This window comes from Ancylobacter vacuolatus (genome assembly GCF_030813595.1).
Classification (GTDB): Bacteria; Pseudomonadota; Alphaproteobacteria; order Rhizobiales; family Xanthobacteraceae; genus Ancylobacter; species Ancylobacter vacuolatus.
The window spans coordinates 131,572-153,731 of sequence record NZ_JAUSUH010000004.1; the positions used below are offsets into that span (position 1 = coordinate 131,572).

Genomic DNA, 22,160 nt, shown 5'->3' on the forward strand with positions numbered 1-22,160 from the left:
ATCGGTCAGCTTCCGAGACCCCTCTCGCCGGGCTCATGCTGCGCAAAAAGTCGTTTGCTGAGAATGGCATGGACGCCCCAATTGCCGTCCACCACCTGGGTGATGCCGAAATCCACGGCCGCCGACATCAACGCCACGGCCTCATCCTCGCTCAAGGCCTTCGTGGACATCAGGAAGCGCCTCATCTTGCGGAAGGCATCGCGCATGGCGAGATCGAGCGAGGATTTGGCATAGACTTCGCTCTGACTGCTGGCCCCGAATTCGGCGAGGTAGTTGGGGTGGCTGAAGCCGGTTAACACCCAGTCTTCCGGCGTCTCGATCAGCGGGTAGGTCAGGTCGGCGAGCACGGTGCCACCGATGTTGGCTTTCTTGTGCAGGGTGACGCAGAAGGTTCCGGTCATCGAACACTCGATCGCCGTGCCCGAAAGCTCGCCATCGCCCTGCGCGGCGTGCGGATCGCCGACGGAGAGCAGCGCCCCGGGAACCGACACGGGCAGATACACCCTCGCCCCCTTGCCGAGCCGCCAATTGTCGAGATTGCCGCCGAAATAGGCCGGAGGCACTGAATCGACGAGTTCGGCCTCGCGCGGCGCCACCGCGATCACGCCGAAATGCGGCCGCAGCGGAATTCGCACCCCATTCAGCACCTTCTCCTGCAAGGTCACGGTGCCGGGTCGAACCAACACGCCGGGATAGTCATAGAGCATATGCTGGACTCCGGACGGGTCGGTCTGCGGCTCCCAGCGGTAGGAATGAAGAGCCCTGGCGTAGGGTTCGTCGGTATCGGTGACGATCTCATAGATCGTCACGCATTCGCGCGGGTGCGGCTCGCTGAGCAGTTCGGAGTAGTGGTAGCCCCACCAGGCCGCCACGCTGCTGCCGAACACCCGGCCGGCATGGGCGGGATGGCGCGAGCGGCGGGGCACGATGTCGAGAATATGCACCTCCAGAACGTCGCCCGGCTGCGCCCCATGCACCGCGATCGGCCCGGTGCAGATATGCACCCCGAACCCCTCCCCGGCGCCGCGCCCGAACACAGAGGCGTCGAGCGGGCCAGCGCCGCGCCGGTTCACCGTCTTGTCGGTCGACGTCCAGTGGAACACGCTTTCCGCCCCGGGATCGCCTTCGATCATGCGCTCGGGATCGTCCGAGGCGTGCTGGGTCAGCGTCTCGACCGTGACGATGTCGCCGGAGGCAATCTCGATCAGCGGTTCGAGCGAGCGGCTGAAATAACCCCAGTGCACATGCTGGGCGTGGACCGGCAGATAGTGCCGCGCCGGCGCCTCCGACACAGGTGTCCCCACCTCGCCATCCTCGCGCAGCGCCGGCCGGCGCACCGGCCCGCTCGCGACCTGACGCGCCCGCAATTGGACCAGTGCCTCCTGCGGCCAGCCGCGCTGCCCGCTCGCCACCGCGCTGTGCGTCTGCCGGTCGACTTCGCGGCGGCGTAGCTCGCGCGGCGGCAGGCCGAAGCGTTCGCGGAACAGGCGGCTGAAATGGGCGGCGTCAGCAAAGCCGCAGCGATAGGCGATCTCGGCGATCGGCACGGCGGCCTCGGCCGGGTTGGCCAGGTCGTGCCAGGCCCGCTGCAGCCGTCGCTCGCGCAGATAGTGGCTGAAGCTCTCGCCCGTTCCCTCGAACAGCTTCTGCACATAGCGCTCCGAAATGCCCTCGGCCTGGGCGATGTCGGCGATCGAGATGTCCTCGCTGCCAATGCTGCGCTCGATGGTGGCGTAGAGCCGCTGGAGCAGCGCCGCACGGCTGGAGGACGGGTCGCTGGTCGCCGCCACCAGCTCGCTGGACAAGGCCAGCAGCAGTTCGGCTGCGCTTTGCGCCACCGCCTCCCATTCCGATTCGGAGAGCCGATCAAGCGCCTCGGCGGTGGCGAGCGCGGTGCGACCCACAATATCCGGCAGCCCCTCCGCCCCAAAAACGCGCGGCTGGGCGGCGGCCAGCGGCGGCACCTTGCGGCCGCGAAACGCCTCCGCCGGGACGGAGAGCACCACGGCCCGCAGCCCGCGCTGGAACTGCAGCTGCCAGTCCGCTCCGCGCGGTGCGAGGATGAGCTGGCCGGTGGCGACGATCTGCCGGTCGTCTCCGGCCACCAGCACCGTACTGTGCTCGACCGGAATCAACAGCAGCGGCAGGCCGGCGCTGGGCGGCAAAGAGCGCAGGCTCTGCGCGTCGGCCGAGAATTTGCCCAGCCGCACGCCGCTCGAGGACAGGCGCGAGAGCGCGCTGGCATGGGCGGGCGACCCGTGCCGTGCACCCTGCGACTGCAGGCCGAAGCCGCGCAGCACGTCCTGCCACGCAGCCTCGCCCGCGTCGCCCGAATAGGACTCGCTAGTAAAGGGTTGAGCGTTCATCGGCGGCGCCTCGGCATGGCTTCCGGCCAGCAGGGCCTGCTGCCAGCAGCGCCATCTGCCAGCAAGAAGCGTGCCTCATCGATGCCGGCGCCGGAGCGCGCGACGCCGAGGAGGTGCCGGCGCCGTCAGCGCGCCGGGAAGAGGCTCTTGCGGATCGAGCCGGTGACGCCCCAATTGGCATCGACCACCTGGGTGACGGCGAAATCGGCCGCCACCGACATCAGCGAGATCGCTTCGTCCTCGGAGAGCTTTTGCGTGGTCATCAGGAAACGCCGCAGCTTGCGGAAGGCGTCGCGCATGGCGCTGTCGAGGCTGCCGCGCTTGAGGATTTCGCTCTGGTGGTCGGGGCCGAGCTCACTCAGATAATTGGCGACGCTAAAGCCATAGACCGACCAGACATCGTCGTTTTCGAGCAGCGGGTGGGTCAGCCCCTCCAGCATGGTGCCGTCAAGTTCCTCTTTCTTGTGCAGGATGAATTCGAACTCGCCGGTGAGCGAAATTTCGATCGCGGTGCCCGACAACTCGCTATCGCCCTGCGAGGCGTGGGCGTCGCCGCAGGAGAACAGCCCGCCGGGCACGGCGACCGGGTAGTACATCCGCGCGCCCTTGGCGATGCGCCAGTCGTCCATGTTGCCGCCGGTGTAGTTCGGCGGAATGGTGGAGACGAAGTCGGCCTCGGCCGGGGCAAGGCCCATCGTGCCGAAATGCAGTCGCGCCGGCACCTTGATGCCCGGGAGGATCCCCTCCTTCTTCACGATCGTGGTGTGGTCAACCCGCACTCCGGGATAGTCGATGGTCGGGTGGGTAATGCCATCGGGATCGGTCTGCGGCGTCCAGAGATAGGAATAGAGCGCCTTCACCGAGGCGTCGCCCATATCGAGCTCATAGATGGTGACGACCTCACGGGGGGCTGGCCCCTCGATCAGGTCCTTGTACTGGAACCCCCAATTGGCCGCCGGGTTGGAGCCGAAGAAGCGCCCGGCATAGGCGGGGTTGGCGCTCGGGCGCGGCCAGGTGTCGATGACCCGCACCTCGATGATGTCGCCTGGCTCCGCGCCCTCCACTGCCACCGGGCCGGTGAGCAGGTGCACGCCCAGCCCCTCGCCGGCACCATAGGTGAAGGGCCCGTCGGTCGTTCCGGCGCCGCGACGGCGCAGGGTCTTCTGGTCCTTTGTCCAGAGAAAGATCTCCTCCGCCGCCCGGTCGCCTTCGATCATGCGGGCATAGTCGTCATTGGCGTGATGGGTGATGGATTCGATCATCGCCCTGTCGCCGGACTTCAGCGTGAGCACCGGCGCCAGGGTCTTGCTGAAATAGCCCCAATGAACCGTGTCGGGCGTGGCGGGCAGATGATGCTTGGTCATGTCGAACCTCGGGAAACAGGAACGGGCGGCTGCAAGGCAGCACACCTATTCGGCGGTCATGGAGCTGAGAAAGCGTGCGGTCAGCGGGTGGGAGGGGGCGGAGAGAAGGCGCGCGGCCGGCCCTTCCTCGACGATCACGCCGCCGGACAGGAACATGATGCGGTCGGCAACATCGCCAGCGAAGCGCAGTTGGTGAGTGGAGATAATCATGGCGAGCCCCTCCTCCACCGCCAGCCGGCGGATCACCTCCAGCACCTCGCCGACCAGTTCGGGATCGAGGGCGGAGGTCGGCTCGTCGAGCAACAGCACGGTCGGCGACGGTGCCACAGCGCGGGCGATGGCGACGCGCTGCTGCTGGCCTCCGGACAGGTGGCGCGGCAACGCGTCAGCCCGGTGGGCAAGGCCGATGCGCTCCAGAAGATCGCGGGCGCGACGGTCAGCGTCGAAGCGCGAGAGCCCCTGCACCCAGCGCAGCGGGCCGGCGATGTTCTCGCGGGCGGTCAGGTGGCCGAACAGGTTGAACTGTTGGAACACCATGCCGACGCCGACGCTGGCGCGCATCTGCGCCGTCATCCGCGGCGAGAGCGGACGCCCGTTTTCGTCCACACCCAACGACCGGCCGCCGACCCGGACGGTGCCGTCCTCCCAGCCTTCCAACCGGTTGATGCAGCGCAACAGGGTGGACTTTCCCGAACCCGAGGGGCCGAGCAGCGCCACCACCTCGCCCGCGCGCACGGTCAGGTCAATGCCGTCGAGCACGGTCTGCGCGCCATAGCTCTTGCGCAGCCTCCGCGCCTCCACGGCGATATTGTTGCCAGCGAGACGCGCCGCGCGGGCGGCGGGGTCTCGCCCGGTACTTACAGGCTTGGGCGAGGCGGGCGGCAGCGGATCGGCGACGATCTCGGCCACGATCTCGCGGGCGACATCCGGCGGGGTGACGCCGGTCGCGGGAACCGCCAGTTCGGGAAAGGCATCCGGCCGGCCCGGCACCAGCACCCGGAAGAAACGGCGCAGCTGCTCGCGCGGCGGGGGCCGGTCGAGATCGAGCAGCATTTCGACCACGATCTGGATCACCGCAATGGCGCCGGTGAGCACGAGGTACATCAGCCCGGAGGCGAAGAAGATGGAGAAGAAATCGAAGGTGGCCGATGCCAGCTGGGTCGAACGCAGGGTCAATTCCTGCACCGCTACCACGGAGGCGAGCGAGGAGTTCTTGAGCGCGCTCACCGCCTCATTGCCGAGCGCCGGCACCATGGAGCGGATTGCCTGCGGGGCGATGATGCGGCGCATGATGGCGGCCGGCGTCATGCCCAGCGCCTGCCCGGCGCTCACCTGCCCGCGCTCCACCCCGAGCACGTTGGCGCGCAGGATTTCCGCGATGAACGGCGCCTCGTTGAGCGCGAGCGCCAGGCTGGCGGCGGAGATGGCGGAGAGCTTGATGCCAATCAGCGGCAGGGCGTTGTAGCAGAACACCATCTGCAGGATCAGAGGTGTCCCGCGGAACACGATGGCGTAGGCCCGCGCGACAATCGCCAGCGTGCGGAAGCGCGAGAGCTGCATGGCCGCGAGGACGACGCCCATGACAAGCCCACCGAGCAGACCGAGCACGGTGATGAGGAGCGTGTAGCCCACTCCGTCGAGGAGGTAGGGCATGCCCAGATAATGCAGGAAAAGATCCATTGGCCTTCTTCGCAACGGAGGAGAGCGGCGGCCGCGAAGGGAACGCGCGGCCGCCGGTGCCGGCGCCTCGGGAGGTCAGTCGGCGAGCACCAGCTTGGGGGCCTCAAGCTGGTCAGCGGGCAGGTTCCACTTCTTCATCAGCTCCGCCTGCACGCCGGCCGTCTGCAGCGCAGTGAGCGCCGCCATCACCGCGTCGCGGAACGGGATGTTGTTGCGCGGCACGGCGATGCCGACCGAATAGGGCAGCGTGACCGCCGTCGCTTTGTCCAGCTTGTCCGGATAGGCCTTCACCGCGCCGTCGACGGTGTTGACGTCGTTGATGTAGGTATCGGCGCGCCCGGCGAGGATGGCCTGGATGCAGTTGGCGTTATTGTCGAACAGCAGGATTTCCGGCGCCGGCTTGCCGGCGGCCTTGCATGCGGGCTCCAGCGCCTGGATCAGCGGCACTTCAACATAGCCGGTATTCTCGGCCGCCACCGCGCCGCACAGCGAGGCGTCGATGCCGGTGATCTTCTTCGGGTTGCCCTTGGCCACTAGCACCCCGTCATACACCTTCAGATAGGTGATGAAGTCCGCCGCCTTCGCGCGGTCCTTGGTGGCGTAGATGTCGGAGATGACGATATCGGCCTGACCGGCCTGCAGGGTGGTGAGCAGCGAGGCGAACGTCACCGCCTTGTAGGTCAGCTTGAAGCCGAGGCAGTCGCCGATCGCCTCGCCGAGATCAATATCGAAGCCGATATAGTTGGTCGGATCCTTGGGGTCGATCGTCTCATAGCCCGGCGTGTGCGGGTTGATGGCGTTGACCAGCGTCTTGCCCTTGAGGTCGGGATATTTCGCCTGCAGCGTGGCGCAGGCTTCCGGCGTGGCGGCCTGCGCCATCTGCGGCAGGCCGGCGGTCAGCCCCCCGGTGGCGAGGGCCAGGCCAAGGGCGCCGAAGAGGGCCGAGCGAAGGTGCGAGACGACGGACAGGCGCGGCCTGCCGGAACGGATGTCGAGAGCGTGTGCCACGTAACTTCTCCTCTGCTAGCGTGCCCCGAGGGACGGCCAGACGGATAGCGAGGCCCGAAGTGTGACGCAGGAGGGGTCGAGGAGACTTGTCTGAGGGCGCACCGATTGTTGGATGGGCAGATGCCAACGCGCAGGCATATCAGCCTAATTAATGAGCAGTTTTCGCCCGGCGAGGCTTTCACGCCTCGCCGGCGCTACCTCTCGATGATCTCGCGAATGCGGGTCGCCAGAATGTCCATGGCGAACGGCTTGGTGATCATCGCCATGCCGGGCTCGAGAAAACCCGATGCCAGCGCGGCATTCTCGGCATAGCCGGTCATGAACAGCACCTTGAGCCTGGGCCGGGAGACGCGCCCACCATCGGCGACCTGTCGCCCGTTGAGGCCAGGCAGGCCGACATCGGTGATCAGCAGATCGATGCGCTGGCGGGACTGGAGGATTTCCAGCCCCTTCGGACCGTCGGCCGCCTCGATGGCGCGGTAGCCGAGCTCGTTCAGCACCTCGACGATGAGCCCACGCACCACCGGTTCGTCTTCGACCACCAGCACGACTTCCCCGGCCTCCGTCCCCGGGGCCTCGCCAGGACCGGCCCCGCCGTCCTCGGCATCATCGTCGCCGCGATAGCGAGGCAGGTACAGCTTGATGGTGGTCCCCTGCCCGAGCTCGGAATAGATGCGTGCATAGCCTTCCGACTGGCGCGTGAAGCCATAGACCATCGAAAGGCCGAGCCCGGTGCCCTGCCCGATCGGCTTGGTGGTGAAAAAGGGCTCGAAGGCGCGGGCGATCGTCTCCCGGCTCATGCCGGTGCCGGTATCGGTGACGCAGATGCAGACATACTGGCCCGGCTTGACCTCGCGCTCGCGCGCCGCAAACAGGCTGTCGAGATGGGCGTTGCAGGTCTCGATGGTCAGCTTGCCACCCTGCGGCATGGCATCACGCGCATTGATGGCCAGGTTGAGGATGGCGCTCTCAAGCTGATTGGGGTCGCAGCGCGTCAGCCAGAGCCCGCCGCCGAGGACCAGCTCCAATTCGATACGTTCGCCCAGCGTCCGCCGCAGCATGTCCTCCAGCGAAGCGATGAGCGGGTTGGCGCGCACGGGCCGCGGATCAAGCGGCTGACGGCGGGAGAAGGCGAGCAGGCGATGGGTGAGCGCGGCAGCGCGGTCTGCGCAGGTTCGCGCCCCGCCCACCCAGCGCGCCAGGTCGTCCGTACGCCCCTGGGCGATGCGGTTGCCGAGGATATCGAGGCTGCCGGTGATGCCCTGCAGCAGATTGTTGAAGTCATGCGCGATGCCGCCGGTGAGCTGGCCGACCGCCTCCATCTTCTGGCTCTGGCGCAGCGCCTCCTCGACTGCCCTCTGTTCGGTGACGTCGCGCCCCACCGCATGGATGCGGCCATTGCCGGGCACGGCGCTCCAGGCCAGCAGGCGGTACTCACCCGCCTTGGTGCGATAGCGGTTCTCGAAAGCGAAGGTGGCGGCACCGCCCGAAGAACTGGCCAGTTCGCGGGCATTGGCTTCGAGATCTTCCGGGTGCAGGAAGTCGGCGACCCTCCGGCCGACCATCTCGCCCTCGTCCCAGCCGAGCAGCCGCTCTGCCGAAGGGTTCACCGCCGTGATAGTGCCCTCGAAATCGCAGACCAGCATCAGGTCCTGGCTGATCCGCCACAGTCGGTCGCGATCCTGGGCAAAGGCTTCCTCGGCACGCTTCTGTGCCTCGATGTCGGTATTGGTTCCGACCCAGGCGCTGATCAAGCCTCGAGCATCGATCAGCGGCACCGCCCGCGCCAGATGCCAGCGATAGGTGCCGCCAGCGTCACGCAGGCGCATCTCTGTCTCATAGGTCGCGCCAGAGGCCACGGCCCGCGCCCAGCGCTCGCGTGCGTTCGGCAGGTCGTCGGGCTGCACGAGGCCGGTCCAGCCCTCGCCGTCGAGGCTGCCGGGCGCGGCGCCGGAATAGACGTAGATCTGGTCGTTGAACCAGTCGAGTGCGCCATCGGCACGGGCCGTCCACACCTGGTTGGGCATGTTCTGCGCCAGCGCGCTGAACTGCGCCTCGCTCTTTTCCAGCGCCATCTGGGTGCGGCGCCGGTCGGTGACATCCTGCACCGCGCCGACCATGCGAACCGGGCGGCCGGCCTCGTCGCGCTCGTAACCTGCCTTGCGCGCGATGATCCGCTCCTTGCCCGTGTCGTGCCGGCGGATACGGTACTCGACATCGAGCAGCGCCGATCCCCCCTCGCGGCTCACGACGTTGGAAATGCGCAGGGCATCCTCCGGCACCACCAGCCGCTCGACCATAGACGCGGGAATTTCCGCGGCCGGGGGCAGGCCGAAGAGGCGGCAGAATTCGGCGGTAGCGTGGATCACGTTGCTGGTGATGTCGATGGAAAAGAGCCCGACCCCACCCGCCGCTTGGGCGCGACGCAGCTGTTCCTCGCTCTGGCGAAGCGCCTCCTGCGCCGCATATTCAGCCGTCCTGTCTCGGATGAGCTTGACGAAGCCGATCGGCGTCCCGGCCGCGTCGCGCAGGGGCATCATCTCGCTCAGGCCCCAGAAGCGTTCGCCCGAGCGGTTGAGATGCCAGCGCGCGTCATGGGCGCGGCCGGAGGCGAGCGCCTCGTCGCGCTTGGCCTGCGGCCGGCCGGCCTCGCGGTCCTCCGGCGTAAAGAAGGCGTCCACCGGCTGGCCCAGCATTTCCTTTTCGGTCCAGCCGAGCATCTCGGCGGCGCCACGATTCCACAGGGTGCAGCGCCCGTCGAGATCGGTGGCGACGATGCCGTAATCGACGGCGCTGTCGAGAATCTGCCGGTGATGAGCCTCGCGCTCGCGAAGTACGCCCTCGGCTCCGGCGCGCTGAATATGCGCCCAAGACCGTTCCGTGACCTCGCGGATCACGCTCAGCTCATAATCGGACCAGTCATGCGGCACCTTGTCGTGAACCGCCATCAGCGCGATGAGGCGCCCCTGCTTGAACAGCGGCATGCAGATCGTCGCCGCGACGCCCAGGGCGGCAAAAGCGGCGGCCTCCTGCGAGGGAAGCTCTACACCCGTGTCACGGAGGATGAGCGGGCGGCCCGCACTGAGCTCGCCGGAGACACGGCTACCAAAATCCGCGAGGCGATAATGACCGAGGATCGAGAGCGAACCAGGCGCGTGCCAGTTGCCGCGGATTGTGAAGCCATCCTCATCCTCGTCCATGTCGGCATAGGCGCAGATGGAGACGGCGAGATGCTCCGCCGTCATGCGGGTCGTGATGGCGAGAATTTCGCCCGCGTCGCGGCATTCGGCCACCGCACGCCCAAGAGCGTCGAGGAAGCGCAGCCGCGTCTCGCTCTCCTCGAGAGCGACCCGGGTCCGGTGCGCTTCTGTCACCTCCACCACGACGGCAATGACGCCGCCGGGTGTGCCGTCATCGCCGGCCACCGGCGAGTAGTCCAGATTGAGCCACACCTGCTCGGGATGGCCGTCGCGGTGCAGCGTCAGCGGCAGGTCCCGGTAGCTGAGCGTGGCGCCCGACAGGCCCACCCGCATGACATTGTCGTTGAAGTCGGCGACCTCGGGCCAACCTTCCCGGACATTCGACCCCAGAAGACGGCTGTCTCGCCCGCCGGCGAAGACGGAATAGGCGTCATTATAGATCATCACGCCGTGCACGCCCCACAGCAGCACGAGCGGCACGGGGCTGGCGAGCATCAGGCTGACCGTGTTGCGCAGGCTGGAGGGCCAGGCTCCAAGTGGGCCGATCGGCGTTGAGGCCCAGTCAAACTCCGCAATGCGGCGCGCAAGTGCCCCACCGCCGGCAGAAGATGCGCGATCGGTGGCAACGACGCTCTCGTCCAGCCGCACGTCAAACCCCATGACACTAGCGTCTGCCCTGAACCCGGCCGGACAGGGCTTCGACCTGCCAGAACGCACAAATATCGTTCCAGTTCCACTCGTGAACGGGGTTTTGATTGCGAGCCCAAGAGGCCGCTTCGGACCGGATTCGAGGGACAATGCCACAACAGGCCCTGCGGCCGTGGCGGCAGAATCTGAAATGGCGAGACAATCCCTGCCACAGGCGCCTCCGAACCGCGCTCGCTGGGCCGTCGGCGGGAGATACCCTGCAGCGCTCGCTGCAGCAATCGAACGGCGAACCGAGGACGCCTGGTGTCACCGATCACCCCTCCACCTTCCTCCTAGCCGAAGGAATAATGGATCTCTGGCCGTCGGCTCCAACGCTCATTTCAGCGACGCGGCCACAACACCTTCCAAAATCTGTCGCTCTGCTTTCGAAGAGGGGCCGCCTCTGGCACAGGCCAGCGCGTGTGGACTTCGCGCACAAAGTCATGTGTGAACGAACTGTCCCTAAACTTGCGGGCATAGTTTTCGACCAGATTGTCCTGCCACCAGATGTTTTTCTGACAAGAGCAGCCCCGCGGATCGTGCCACCCCTCCTCCTCGCTTATCACCCTGATATCGCAACCGCTAATCGCCGCTTCGCGCAGAACATTGCTATAGTGATCATAGGAGTAGAGGGTCCGGGTGCGCCGCAATGTATCCCCGAGGGCCGCCATATCCGGCGTCCGGTCTTCCAAAGCTTCGATAGACAAGCCCGGTGGTAAAGGGAATCGCTCCCGGAGGGCACGTCCCTTGTGCGTGAAAGAACAGTCGATTGTCTTCGGCACTGACGCATCAGGGAAGATGACTTCCGGATCGATCAGTCCTGTCCACAATACGCGGTTGGGGCCCAGAGGCTCGCTCACGGCCCGGCTGACGGTTTCGAGTTTTTGCGGATCGTAGACGAACACCATTTCTTCGTCGGGATAGGTCGTGTCTCCGGCCAGCAAGCCGGGATCATTGAGCGCCCACCTCACCACTTTCCCTGCACGGAGTGGATTTCCCGAAACGATCTCGGGATAGACGACAATGCTGTCTCCCACCGCGCCTCGATGAAACGGAACATTCCAATCGGATGGCCGCACTTCGCGGTCCGCCTTTATGGCGCTGGGGTAGCCGGCCTCATTCAAATGATGGCAGAGCCGGTAAAGGGCACGCACGCCAGAGCTTTTGCTCGTGTAGGGCGGCGCCAAGATAATGAAGATGTACTTCATGCGAGTCTCTATTCCGCAACACGGCGTCTACAACGTGCTAGGCGCACATTTGTGTGGGCGCAGCCTCACTGGCGACGCCCTCTCGGGCGCGGTAGGCGGGGAAGTAACGTGTGTCCGGAGCTCGCTCGGCGCAAAGTGCCCTATACGCCCTTGCGTCATTGACAATGCGCAGCAGGTAGACCGGCTCGGAATGGTTTGCCCAGCGCTGCTTGAACAGCCTCAGCCCATCTGTGCCGGAATCCGGCATTCCTCCCGTCAACAGCCGAACGCCGAGTTCCCTCGCTTGTCGCTGCAATCCCGCCATCAGCAGATAGGACGCATTCCACCGAAGCCCGTCATCCGTGCTGGCCATATGCAGGATCTGCAGCATGTCCCCGAAGAGCACGCCGCACGCCATGGCACCAATTCCTTGTGCGTCACGAACCTCGAAAAACACGCCACTTTCGAGGCGCGCGATGGTCTCAAAGTGCGCGCGTGGAAAATCGACATAGCTGCCTGCCAGTCCCCGACGCGCCAGAAGTCGTGCATGAATGTCCGCCATCTGCAGGCGGCAGGTCATCTGGGTGACAGGGCGAAATTCAGCACGCTCCTCGCAGCGGCTCAGGCGCAGTCGCGTACGCCGGCTCATCGGAACGTCCGGACGCTGTGGATCGTAGACGAAATGCTGCTTGAGCAGTGTGGGGTTGCCCATGGATCCATGCGGCACATAGCCAGGCTGCGTCACTGCAGTAATCGTCACGAGGTGGCGAAAATCCTCGTGGAGCGCCCTTACATCCTCGCCACCACCAATCCAAAGATAGGGCCATGGTCCGACGCCATCATGCAAATCCGTGCCGGCGATCGAGCGCCGGAGAACCATCAAGCCGCTGCGCGCGCCGCGTTCCGGCGCTCCCATCAAGCCAGACGCGTAGCTCTCCGAGTTAAATGGACAATCAAGAACCATACGTCAGTTTTGCCTGGAGTGATGATTGACGAACGCGGCTGTCCTCGGTGGACAAGACAGTCCCCGGCTGCAGTATCGCCGACCGCACAGATCGATGCCAGAGGTATCATGCTCTGCAAAACCCTCCATATCAGAAGGGCCCGCCTCACTTTAGGGACGTAAAATGCTACGGAATTGATTTTAAAGGGCAAACTTAATCAAAAAACTTCCGAGCCTTCGCAGGCTATCGAGGCCCGTCGACCCGCTGCGCGGGGGGCGCGTCCTCATTTGGCGCAGGAGCGCTACCCGGCACAAGAAAATCCGCGACGTGCTGGGCGAACAGGTCTGCCCGCGTGCGCGGGTAGAAATGTCCACCATCGAACGCGACAAGCGTTGCGCTCGCAATGTCACGCGCAAGGCGCTCGGACTGCGTAAAGAGGATCATCTCGTCATCGCGTGCGCCCAGGATCAGGGTCGGCGCACGGATTTGGCCGAGTTCCCCCGCCCGGTCGAACGCGAGCAGCATGCGGATGCGGGCGATCGCGACCGGGAGCGGCGCCAGAGCCTGCCCCGCTCGCCGAACCGCCGCGTCGAGATCGGCCTCATGGGCGGCGATCCAAGCCGCGTCATAGCCCAGCACATGGGTGAAAGCTTGATAGATATCCGGTCGGCCGGCTTCGAGAAGGGCGAGTCGGGCCTCGAACAGGGTGCGAAAACGCGCATCCGGTCCGGGCCAGCTTCCGGAAATCACGAGGTGGTCGGCCCTCGCCGGGCTGTCGAGGGCGAGGGTCTGGACCACGGCGCCGCCCGTGGAATGGCCGACAAGATGGGCCCGCGCCCATCCGGCCTCGTCCATGATCTCTACGACGTCGCGGGCGATGCGCCCGATTGTGTAGGGCCCCGCCGGCCGGTCACTGCGCCCAGCGCCACGATGATCGACAATCAAGAGCCGGAAGCGCGATTGCAACCGCTCCGCGACCGGTTCCCAGAAGCGCCCGTCACCACCGAGCCCCGGAATCAGCACCACAGCGGGGCCGCCGGCGCCTCGCACCTCGAAGTGCACGCGGCAGCCATCGGATGTCGTCATCAGGGGCATGGCTGGACCTCAGATCGGCTGCTCGCCCGTGTATCCCGGCCAGGTGTCGCCCAGTCGGAAGCCGTCTGGGAACGGGTCAGTCGGATCGAGCACATATTGATGGAACGCGGTGATCCAGCCCGGCCCAGTGATGGTCGGCAACACGGCCGGCAGGCCGCCGAGCTCGGTGGTGCCGCGCAGCCGGCCGATGAACTCGGTGCCGATCAGCGAGCGATGCAGGAAGCGCTCGCCCACCTGCAGCATGCGCTTGGCATGCAGCACCGCCATGCGCGCGCAAGTGCCGGTGCCGCAAGGCGAGCGATCGTGCCGACCCGGCGAGACGATGACTGTGTTCCTGGACACCAGCCCCTGCTCGTCGCGCTCCAGCGGCCCGGCGAAGAGTGTCTGGTTGATGGTGTGGATCTCTGGGTTTTCCGGGTGCACGCAGGGGATTTGCTCGGCCGCCGCCGCCTTGATGCGCTCTCCCACCTCCACGAGTTGCGCCGCCTCTTTCAGTTCCAGCCGGAAACCGAGCGATGCGGCGTCCACGATGGCGTAGATCATGCCGCCATAGCCGACATCCACGGTGATGCGGCCGAGCCCCGGCACCTCGACCTCGCGGTCCAACGCGAAGGCAAAGCCGGCAACGTTGTCGAAGGTCACGTTCACGCACTTGCCGTCGCGGCACTCAGCCGAGACCTTCACAAGCCCGGCGGGCGCTTCCAGCACCAGATGCGTGACCGGCTCCTGCATGGGAATGATGCCCGTCTCCAGCAGCACGGTGACGGTGCAGATCGTGTTGGTACCCGACATCGGTACGTAATAGTCGGACTCGATGATGACGAAGCCGGCGTCGGCTTCCGGCGTCGTCGGCGGCAGCACGAGATTGACGCATTGCGAGACGCGCCCGCGCGGCTCGTTAAGCAGAAACCGGCGCAGCTCGTCGCGATGCGTCTGCACATATTTCATCTTTTCGAACATGGTCTTGCCGGGAACGTCGCGCACGCCCCCGGTGATGACCTCGTTGAGTTCGCCGGCAGCGTGGGCCCCGACGACATTGATCATGCGGCTGAAGCGCATCGCGCTCTCCTCAGATTGCCGAACGCGGGGTGGTGGCAAGCGCCGTGACCGTCGCCTCAAGGACGCCGAGCACCCGCTCGCGCTCCGTCCCAATGAGCGGTAGGCGCGGCGCGCGTACCCATTCGGGCGCGCCATAGGTCACCTTCTCCGCCAGCTTGATGTATTGCACCAGCTTGACGTCAGTATCGAGGTGGAAGGCAGGCGTGAGAATACGGTAAAGCGCGCGGGCTTCAGTGTAACGTCCGGCCATGCAAAGATTAAAAAGCTCGACGCATTCGGCGGGCCAGGCGTTGGTCATGCCCGACACCCAGCCGGTGACGCCAAGCGCGGCGCTTTCCAGCAGCAGATCGTCGACGCCGCAGAACACTGAGAAGCGGTCGCCGCACTCATTATAGAGGTCGGTGACGCGGCGGATGTTGCCGGTCTCCTCCTTGATGCAGACGATGGTCTCCACATCCGCGATTTCGTTGAGAATAGAGGGGGTTACATCGACGCCATAGGCGATCGGGTTGTTGTAGATCATGATCGGCAGGCCGCAGCCCGTGCCCAGGGTACGGTACCAGGCTGCCGTCTCGCGCGGGTCGCTCTTATAGGCGATGGAGGGGAAGGCCATCAGGCCCTGCGCCCCCAGCTTCTCGTAATGGCGGGCGGATGCCAGCGCCTCGGCCATGCCGACATGGGCGAGGCCCGAGAGCAGCGGCACGCGGCCGGCGACGACTTCCTTGGCGGCGAGGATGACGCTCTCGCGCTCGGCCGCCGTCAGCGAGGCGTTTTCTCCCAGCATTGGCAACACGATAACGCCGGACACGCCGTTGTTTATCAGCCGGTCGATGCTGGCCTGGGTGGCGGCGAGATCGAGGCTTTCATCCTCCTTGAGCTTGGTGGTGACGGCGGGAAAGACTCCGGTCCAGCGGGTCATCGCGTGTCCTTTCGGAAGACAGAACGGGTGGCGGCGGGTTGGTCGATGAGTGCAGTGAGGTGATCGATCAGTGCAGTGGGGGTAAGACAGGGCACGACACCGAGGGCGGCGATGTCGGCGACGACATCGACCGGCAGGCCGGAATTGGAATCCTCCGGCACCTGGTTCAGCCGTCCCCCGATGCAGACCGGGAGGTCGGCCCCGGCGCGGGCGAGCGCCTGGATCACCTCGCGGGCGTAGCGCAGGGCGATGCCGTTATAGGTGCTGATGGCGATGATGTCGGCGCCGGCGGCCAGCGCGGTGGCGACGAGGTCGTCGGCATCGACCGAGGTGCCGCCGTCCACCGTGGCGACGCCGAGATGGCCGAGCGTGAGCTCGATGAGGTTCTTGCCGTGCTCATGCACGTCGCTGGAGGCGACGCAGGCGGTGAAGCCGCGCGCGGCGAGGCGGGCGGCGGCCGCCGGCGGCACCCGGCCGGCCCAGTCGCGCGCGGCGTGCTCCAGTTCCTCAACCCATTCGGCCTGTGCCACCGCGCGGCGCCCGCTCCACGCCTTCGCCTCCGGCACGCCAGCGCCGAACGCCGCCTCCAGGCGCTTCGGGCCGATGCGGCGCAGGGCGAGCATCATCTGGGCGGGATCGGCGGTGTCGATGCCCGCGTCCTCCAGCCCGGCCAGCGTTCGCGCGGCAAACAGACGGCCGCCCTGAACCAGCCGCTCGGCCAGCGCATCGACGGGCGCGGTATCTATCAGCCCGGACGAGCCGGCGGCATGTTCGGCGAGGCGGTGGGCGAACATCTGCGCGTCGATGATTTCGTCAATATCGGGGATGCGCTCATTCTCGGTCACCGGCACCGGATTGACCGCATGGCCCGTCGGCTGGCGCCCGAGCGCCCAGAGGTCGGCCTGCAGGTAGCTCGCCAGGCTGGCATAATTGCCGGCGGGGGTGGTTTTGTAGCTCACCGTGTTGCCGAAGATCATCGTCCCCGGCGTGTCGGTCACTTGCGCCAGCGCGGCGTGGAAGGCCATGCGCACCAGCGGCGCGGTGAAGTGGTGGCCGAAGCAGTGCGACAGCCGGGCGCCGATCAGCGTCTCGACGATGTGCTTTTCCACCAGCACCATGCCGAGCGCCGAGCTCATATCGGCGAACAGGCCGGCAAAGCCGTCGTCGAGATTGGAATGCACCAGCACCTCGACCGGCTGCGCGGCGATGAGGCCGAGCGCGGTGACGGTGGCGTGGGTGGTGGCGACATCGTCGTCCCAGTCCGGCAGGCGGAAGGTGAAGTACTGGCCAAGATTGCCGATGGCGGTGGCACCGGCGGCGAGAGCGCCCTTGGTGTTCTCCAGCGCCCCCGGCAGGCCCAGCATGAAGTCGCCGAAATGCGCGGCGGCGGGCGCGGCATTGGTGATGCGGGCGAAGCTCTCGGCCCCTTCCAGCACGATGCCGGTGCCGCGCCGGCTACCCTTCCGCATTTCCGGCGGGTAGCCCATCGATATGTCGAGCGTGATGCCGAAACGGTCCACCTGGGCGCCGTGCCGGGCACAGGCGGCGTGCACTTCGGCGATCGCGGCGACCGTGCGCTCCACACTGCGGAAGCCGATATGGGCGTGCTGCATGACGCGCCCGGCGACCGCCTCGCGGCGCTTATACGCGGCCTCGCTTGCCACATTCTGCGCGTCGAGGAAGGCATTGCGACCGACCGTCCAGTCCCGGGCCAGCGCCCGCCCCGCGGCCACGAGGTCCTCGCCCGGCTGAAGGGTCGGCGGAATCAACTGGTCGCGGGAGGGAAGCGGCGCGGTCATGGGCGGACTCTGTCAGCGCATCGGGGAGAGCGCGGTGGGGGCGAGCAGGCGCGTCTGCTGGCTCTGGATCATGCCCTTGATCGCGGCGAGATAGTCCTGCCATGGCGGATGGGCGAGCATCAGCGCCCGGCGCGCCTCGCGATCGGCCATGCTGTCATAGCGCCAGAGCGCGACGACATGGTTCAGTTCGCCGATCTCGGTGACGAAATGACCGATGAACGTGCCCAGAAAGCGCTTCTGGATGTCGAGGCCGAGCGTCTCATAGGCGTTGAGGAAATCGCCCATCCGGCCCGGCACGATGTGGTAGTCGCGCTCTTCGAGGATCATCGCCGCCTCACGCCAGCTGGAAGCCGAAGGCGAGCGGGTCGCGCTCGTCGACGGTAATGGTGTTGTGGCCGTAGACGCGGGCCCAGCCGCCAATGCTCGGGCGGATCGCCGGACGGCCGGCGACCTCGGCGGCGCTCTCCACCCTTCCGTGGAACAGCGTGCCGATGATGCTCTCATGCACGAAGTCGTCCCCCACCTTGAGCAGCCCCTTCGCCACCCGCTGGGCCATGCGCGAGGACGTGCCGGTGCCGCAGGGCGAGCGGTCGATGCCCTTGTCGCCATAGAACACCGCGTTGCGGCCATGGGCCTCCTTGTGCTTGGGGCCATCCGCCCACATCACATGGCTGACGCCATTGATGCGCGGGTCCTCGGGATGCACCGGGGCCACCGCTGCCTGCACGGCCGCGCGCACCACCGGGCTCCACTTCAGGATATCCTCGGCCTTCATGCCGTCGAGGCCGGCCCAGTTCTTCTGCGGCTCGACAATGGCGTAGTAATTGCCGCCATAGGACACATCGACGACGAGTTCGCCGATGCCGGGAATGTCGACCGTCACCCCCTCCGCGTGCAGGTAGCTCGGGATGTTGAACAGCCGCACCTGATCGACGAAGCGGCCATTGCGCGTGTATTCGATCTCCACCCGCCCGGCCGGCACTTCCAGCGCCAGCCGGCCCTCCACCCTCGGCACCACGAAGCCCTGTTCGAGCGCCACGGTGACGGTGCCGATGGTGCCGTGACCGCACATGGGCAGGCAGCCGGAAACCTCGATGAACAGCACGCCCAGCTCGCAATCCTCCCGCGACGGCGGGTAGAGGATCGAGCCGGACATCACATCATGGCCGCGCGGCTCGAACATCAGCGCCTTGCGCACCCAGTCATGGTCGCGAAGGAAGATCTGTCGCTTCTCCGCCATCGACACATTGGGCAGCAGCGGCGCGCCGCCCGCGACCACGCGCACCGGGTTGCCGCAGGTGTGGGCATCGACGCAGAGAAAAGTATGCGGGTTCATCACGGGCTCCGCGTTTCAGTTGAAGCGTTGGATGGCGAAGGGGGTGACGTCGACGGCGGGCGGACGGCCGGCGACCAGTTCGGCGATCAGGCGCCCGGTCGTCGGGCCGAAGGTGAGCCCGGTATGGCCATGGCCGAAGGCGTAGAACACGTCGTCACGCCGGGGCGAGCGGCCGATGACCGGGAGCGAATCCGCCGTGGTCGGGCGATGGCCCATCCAGCGCGTGCCGCCTTCAATGTTCAGGCCCGGCAGGAAGCGGCGGCCCAATTGGGCAAGCGCGTCGGAGCGGGCATAGTTCGGGGCGGCCCCCAGCCCGGCGAACTCGGCCGCGCCGCCGATGCGCAACCCCGCCTCGATCGGGGTGGCGACGAAGGCACGCTCGGCGAAGATCACCTCGCGTGTGAGCGAAACGCCCGGCGCGGGCAGCGTGGTGTTGTAGCCGCGCTCGCTCTCGATCAGCGCCCGATCCCCGATCTGGCGGGCGAGCTGGCCCGACCAGGCGCCGGCGGCAACCACCAGCCGCTCGAAGGCGATGCGCCGCCCGTCCTGGGTCAGCACCTCATGGCCGGATATGCCGGCCACCTCGCCCCGGACCATCGCCACGCCGCGCGCCTCAAGATGGACGCGCAGGCGATCGACGATGCGTTTGGGATCGGAAACATGCGACCATTGCGGGGTCATGATGGCGTGGCGGATCGTGGTCGCCAGCGCCGGCTCCAGAGCCTGCGCGGCCGCGCCGTCCATCTCCTCGCAGACGAGGCCATGCCGGCGGCGCAATTCGTGGAAGCGCCGGTCCGCCTCGAAGCCCGCCCGCGTCTCATACACCCACAGCGCCCCGACGCGGTGCAGGTCGCCCATCAGGTCGAGCTCGGCGAGCAGCGGCAGAAGGTCGTCATAGGTGCGGGCCGACAGCGTGGCGAGCGAGGCGGCGATCGCCTCCACCCGGTCCCAACGTCCCTCTTTGAGAAAGCGCAGCAGCCAGGGCAGCAGCTTGGGGAAATGACCCATGCGCAGCGACAGCGGGCCGAGCGGATCGGCCAGCCAGCCCGGCACCTTCCACGCGAGGCCAGGCACGGAGGCGGGGATGATCTCGGTGACCCCGATGCCGGCAGCGTTGCCGAAGGAGCATTTGTCCCCGGCCGGGTCGCGGTCCAGCACCGTTACCTCGTGCCCCTCCGCACGCAGCGAGCGGGCACAGGAGAGGCCGACAATGCCGGCGCCGATGACGAGAATGCGCGACATGGTGGATGGCTCTCTCAGATGACCAGCGAAGCGAAATGGCGCCGCACCGCCTGGGCGAGGCTGAGTGCGGTAACGACCGACGTCTTGGGATTGTCGGGTGAGGGCCGATTGGCAAAGCGCAGCGTGGCGGTGCCGGCCGGGCTCTCGATCTCGATCTCATGCGTGTTGCCGCTCACCGCCGGGTCGGCGATGACCTGCACGCTCACCACAGCCGGACCGGCCGCCAGCGCAACGGTCAGCCCGGCATTGAGATTGCGCGGGTAGCGGCGGGCCGCCTCCGCCGCGTTTCCCTCGAACAGCACGATCGCCGAGGCGAGACTTTCCGACGCGTGCCCCAGCGCCGCCAGTTCGGCGCGCCACGCGGCCGGCGGCTTGCGGGAGATATAGCGCACCTTTGCGCCCCCGATCCCCGCCACGGCGGCGAGATAGTCGAGCCCGCCAATGGCGCCGGCCGGCACGATGAGCCGGGCGCCACTTTCCTGCGCGGCAGCGGTGAGGCGTTGCAGCAGGCTTTCATCGGCCAGCGCACCGGTGGAAGCGACGACGAGGCTGATGCCGGCCTTGAGCAGCAGCGGCCCATATTGCGCCACCGCGCTTTGCCCCGCCGCCTCGACGACCAAAGCGGGCCGGGCAACGATGAGCGCCGCCACGTCAGGCAGGGCCCGGATGTTGGGGGGCAATTCGGCCGCATGGTGCGTCAGCACAGCAAGGCGATGGGCGGGGTCGCAGCCGAGATCGGCGGTCAGCGCCCGGCCAATGGCGCCGAAACCGATGAGAGCGATGTCTCGCGCGGCGCCCATCACCTCACCAGGCCGACATGCCGCCATCGACGGTGAACATGGCACCGGTGGCGAAGGAGGCTTCATCGGAGGCGAGCCAGAGGATGGCGTTGGCAATCTCCACCGGCTGCGCCCAGCGATTGATCGGCGAGCGCGCCTTGAGCTTGGCCTTGAAACTCTCGGGGTCGGGATGGTTCTCGACCATTCTGTCGAAATAGCTCGACCAGGTGACGCCCGGCGCCACGCAGTTCACCCTTATGTTCTGCTCGGCATGGTCGAGCGCCATCGCCTTGGTGAGCGCCGCGACGCCCCCCTTGGAGGCGACATAGGCGGCGCGGTCGAAGATGCCGACGGAGGCGACGTTCGAGGCGGTGTTGACGATGGTGCCGCCGCCCTGAGCCGCCATGACCGGAATCGCGTGCTTGCAGCACAGGAACACGCCCTTGAGGTTGACCGCCATCAGTGCATCCCACGCGTCCTCCTCGGTATTTACAACCGTACCGGGGATGCCGTAGCCAGCATTGTTGGCGAGGATGTCGAGCCGGCCGAAACGCTCTACCGCGCTTTCCACCATGCGCTTCACCTCGTCGCTGCGGCTGACGTCGACGGCGATGGCGGCGGCATTCGGGCCGAGGCGTTCGGCGACCTGCGCGGCCCCCTCGCCATTGCGGTCTGCCAGCAGGACGCGGGCACCTTCCCGCACGAAAAGCTCGGCCGCCGATTCACCGATGCCGGCGGCAGAGCCAGTGATGATGGCGACCTTGTCTTTGAGACGCATGGATTCCTCGATCGTCGGGAAGGGCACGAACGCGCGGGCCTGTGGGCACGTCGGCTCAGGGCTGGCGCTGGTCGTCCGGCTGGGCCGCGAACACGGTGTCGCGCTCGATCTGCAGCACGTTCTCGGGCCGCGGGAACGGCTCGGGCGTCGGCTCGTCCGGCTGACGGGGACGGCCGATCAGGCGGAAGAAATCCTCCAGCCCGTTGGGCACGATGAGCCACGTCCAGAGGATGTCCTCGGTGCCCTCATTGATGAACATGTGCCGGCGGTTGCGGCCGATGAAAAAGGCCGAGCCCGACTGCATCTCGTGGCTCACGCCCTCGACCACGGCACGGCCCTTGCCACGGATGACGAAGATGACTTCCTCATTGCGGTCATGGGCATGCTCGCGCACATAACCGCCCGGCGGCACGGTCTGGGTTCCGAAGCCTATCGGAAACTCCATCGGCACGAGATGCGGGGCGAAGATCACGTCGATATGGCCATTGGCCGGCACGGGCTGCCAGTAGCTGACCTCCTCGCCCGGCTGTTTCACCAGCACATCGCCGAGATGGGAGGTGTCGCCCGCCTGGGCCGACCGGCCCGCCTGTTCCGACATGAGTCTGCTCCGTTCGCCGGGGAGATAATTGAATACAATATTCAGCCTAGACACTCAGAAAGGAGAATAAAAGATGAAAAAATAGGCATATATAACCCATTTTTGCCTAATAATTGTTC

The 22,160-nt window shown here is 66.6% G+C and carries 17 protein-coding genes; all 17 read right to left on the minus strand.

Going from position 1 to position 22,160, the window contains the following annotated elements:
- Positions 1–5: 5 nt before the first annotated feature.
- Entirely contained in the window at positions 6–2,366 is a 2,361-nt protein-coding gene (locus J2S76_RS11135) for an acetamidase/formamidase family protein (RefSeq protein ID WP_307060451.1), read from the minus strand.
- Between the two features lie 125 nt (positions 2,367–2,491).
- Positions 2,492–3,730 carry an acetamidase/formamidase family protein gene (locus J2S76_RS11140; RefSeq protein ID WP_307060453.1) on the minus strand — a complete coding sequence of 413 codons (1,239 nt, stop codon included), beginning with the start codon at positions 3,728–3,730 and terminating at the stop codon, positions 2,492–2,494.
- A 45-nt stretch (positions 3,731–3,775) separates the two neighbouring features.
- The gene (locus J2S76_RS11145; protein WP_307060455.1) at positions 3,776–5,410 is read right to left on the minus strand and encodes an amino acid ABC transporter permease/ATP-binding protein; all 1,635 of its coding nucleotides are present in this window, start codon (positions 5,408–5,410) and stop codon (positions 3,776–3,778) included.
- A 75-nt stretch (positions 5,411–5,485) separates the two neighbouring features.
- Positions 5,486–6,418 (minus strand): ABC transporter substrate-binding protein, encoded by a 933-nt coding sequence (locus J2S76_RS11150; protein ID WP_370874730.1) that lies wholly within the window; start codon positions 6,416–6,418, stop codon positions 5,486–5,488.
- A gap of 194 nt (positions 6,419–6,612) precedes the next feature.
- On the minus strand, positions 6,613–10,278 hold the full coding sequence (locus tag J2S76_RS11155) for a PAS domain S-box protein (protein ID WP_307060456.1): 3,666 nt from the start codon (positions 10,276–10,278) through the stop codon (positions 6,613–6,615).
- Positions 10,279–10,646: 368 nt separating this feature from the next.
- The gene (locus tag J2S76_RS11160) at positions 10,647–11,513 is read right to left on the minus strand and encodes a hypothetical protein (RefSeq protein WP_307060458.1); all 867 of its coding nucleotides are present in this window, start codon (positions 11,511–11,513) and stop codon (positions 10,647–10,649) included.
- Positions 11,514–11,550: 37 nt separating this feature from the next.
- Positions 11,551–12,456 carry a GNAT family N-acetyltransferase gene (locus tag J2S76_RS11165; protein ID WP_307060460.1) on the minus strand — a complete coding sequence of 302 codons (906 nt, stop codon included), beginning with the start codon at positions 12,454–12,456 and terminating at the stop codon, positions 11,551–11,553.
- 223 nt (positions 12,457–12,679) lie between these two features.
- A complete protein-coding gene (locus tag J2S76_RS11170) occupies positions 12,680–13,531 on the minus strand; it encodes an alpha/beta fold hydrolase (RefSeq protein ID WP_307060461.1) in 852 nt (283 codons plus the stop codon).
- A gap of 9 nt (positions 13,532–13,540) precedes the next feature.
- Entirely contained in the window at positions 13,541–14,590 is a 1,050-nt protein-coding gene (locus J2S76_RS11175; protein ID WP_307060463.1) for a proline racemase family protein, read from the minus strand.
- Between the two features lie 10 nt (positions 14,591–14,600).
- Complete coding sequence (locus J2S76_RS11180) at positions 14,601–15,509, minus strand: dihydrodipicolinate synthase family protein (protein WP_307060465.1); 909 nt, start codon at positions 15,507–15,509, stop codon at positions 14,601–14,603.
- Positions 15,506–17,308, minus strand: coding sequence for a cobalamin B12-binding domain-containing protein (locus J2S76_RS11185; protein WP_307060467.1), 1,803 nt, complete (start codon positions 17,306–17,308; stop codon positions 15,506–15,508). Before J2S76_RS11185 ends, J2S76_RS11180 begins: the two co-directional genes overlap by 4 nt.
- A gap of 12 nt (positions 17,309–17,320) precedes the next feature.
- Positions 17,321–17,635 carry an NIPSNAP family protein gene (locus J2S76_RS11190; RefSeq protein WP_307060469.1) on the minus strand — a complete coding sequence of 105 codons (315 nt, stop codon included), beginning with the start codon at positions 17,633–17,635 and terminating at the stop codon, positions 17,321–17,323.
- 7 nt (positions 17,636–17,642) lie between these two features.
- Positions 17,643–18,644 (minus strand): 4-hydroxyproline epimerase, encoded by a 1,002-nt coding sequence (locus J2S76_RS11195; RefSeq protein WP_307060470.1) that lies wholly within the window; start codon positions 18,642–18,644, stop codon positions 17,643–17,645.
- Positions 18,645–18,659: 15 nt separating this feature from the next.
- Positions 18,660–19,886: an NAD(P)/FAD-dependent oxidoreductase gene (locus J2S76_RS11200; RefSeq protein ID WP_307060472.1), complete on the minus strand. Its 1,227-nt coding sequence runs from the start codon at positions 19,884–19,886 to the stop codon at positions 18,660–18,662.
- Positions 19,887–19,900: 14 nt separating this feature from the next.
- A complete protein-coding gene (locus J2S76_RS11205; RefSeq protein ID WP_307060475.1) occupies positions 19,901–20,686 on the minus strand; it encodes an aspartate dehydrogenase in 786 nt (261 codons plus the stop codon).
- A gap of 4 nt (positions 20,687–20,690) precedes the next feature.
- Positions 20,691–21,443 carry an SDR family oxidoreductase gene (locus J2S76_RS11210; RefSeq protein ID WP_307060477.1) on the minus strand — a complete coding sequence of 251 codons (753 nt, stop codon included), beginning with the start codon at positions 21,441–21,443 and terminating at the stop codon, positions 20,691–20,693.
- A gap of 55 nt (positions 21,444–21,498) precedes the next feature.
- Positions 21,499–22,041: a cupin domain-containing protein gene (locus J2S76_RS11215; protein ID WP_307060479.1), complete on the minus strand. Its 543-nt coding sequence runs from the start codon at positions 22,039–22,041 to the stop codon at positions 21,499–21,501.
- Between the last annotated feature and the right edge of the window lie 119 nt (positions 22,042–22,160).

Coding starts and splice junctions, on each gene's coding strand:
- J2S76_RS11135 (WP_307060451.1), bottom strand. CDS start 2,366: ATGAACGCTCAACCCTTTACTAGCGAGTCCTATTCGGGCGACGCGGGC.
- J2S76_RS11140 (WP_307060453.1), bottom strand. CDS start 3,730: ATGACCAAGCATCATCTGCCCGCCACGCCCGACACGGTTCATTGGGGC.
- J2S76_RS11145 (WP_307060455.1), bottom strand. CDS start 5,410: ATGGATCTTTTCCTGCATTATCTGGGCATGCCCTACCTCCTCGACGGA.
- J2S76_RS11155 (WP_307060456.1), bottom strand. CDS start 10,278: ATGGGGTTTGACGTGCGGCTGGACGAGAGCGTCGTTGCCACCGATCGC.
- J2S76_RS11160 (WP_307060458.1), bottom strand. CDS start 11,513: ATGAAGTACATCTTCATTATCTTGGCGCCGCCCTACACGAGCAAAAGC.
- J2S76_RS11165 (WP_307060460.1), bottom strand. CDS start 12,456: ATGGTTCTTGATTGTCCATTTAACTCGGAGAGCTACGCGTCTGGCTTG.
- J2S76_RS11170 (WP_307060461.1), bottom strand. CDS start 13,531: ATGCCCCTGATGACGACATCCGATGGCTGCCGCGTGCACTTCGAGGTG.
- J2S76_RS11175 (WP_307060463.1), bottom strand. CDS start 14,590: ATGCGCTTCAGCCGCATGATCAATGTCGTCGGGGCCCACGCTGCCGGC.
- J2S76_RS11180 (WP_307060465.1), bottom strand. CDS start 15,509: ATGACCCGCTGGACCGGAGTCTTTCCCGCCGTCACCACCAAGCTCAAG.
- J2S76_RS11185 (WP_307060467.1), bottom strand. CDS start 17,308: ATGACCGCGCCGCTTCCCTCCCGCGACCAGTTGATTCCGCCGACCCTT.
- J2S76_RS11190 (WP_307060469.1), bottom strand. CDS start 17,635: ATGATCCTCGAAGAGCGCGACTACCACATCGTGCCGGGCCGGATGGGC.
- J2S76_RS11195 (WP_307060470.1), bottom strand. CDS start 18,644: ATGAACCCGCATACTTTTCTCTGCGTCGATGCCCACACCTGCGGCAAC.
- J2S76_RS11200 (WP_307060472.1), bottom strand. CDS start 19,886: ATGTCGCGCATTCTCGTCATCGGCGCCGGCATTGTCGGCCTCTCCTGT.
- J2S76_RS11205 (WP_307060475.1), bottom strand. CDS start 20,686: ATGGGCGCCGCGCGAGACATCGCTCTCATCGGTTTCGGCGCCATTGGC.
- J2S76_RS11210 (WP_307060477.1), bottom strand. CDS start 21,443: ATGCGTCTCAAAGACAAGGTCGCCATCATCACTGGCTCTGCCGCCGGC.
- J2S76_RS11215 (WP_307060479.1), bottom strand. CDS start 22,041: ATGTCGGAACAGGCGGGCCGGTCGGCCCAGGCGGGCGACACCTCCCAT.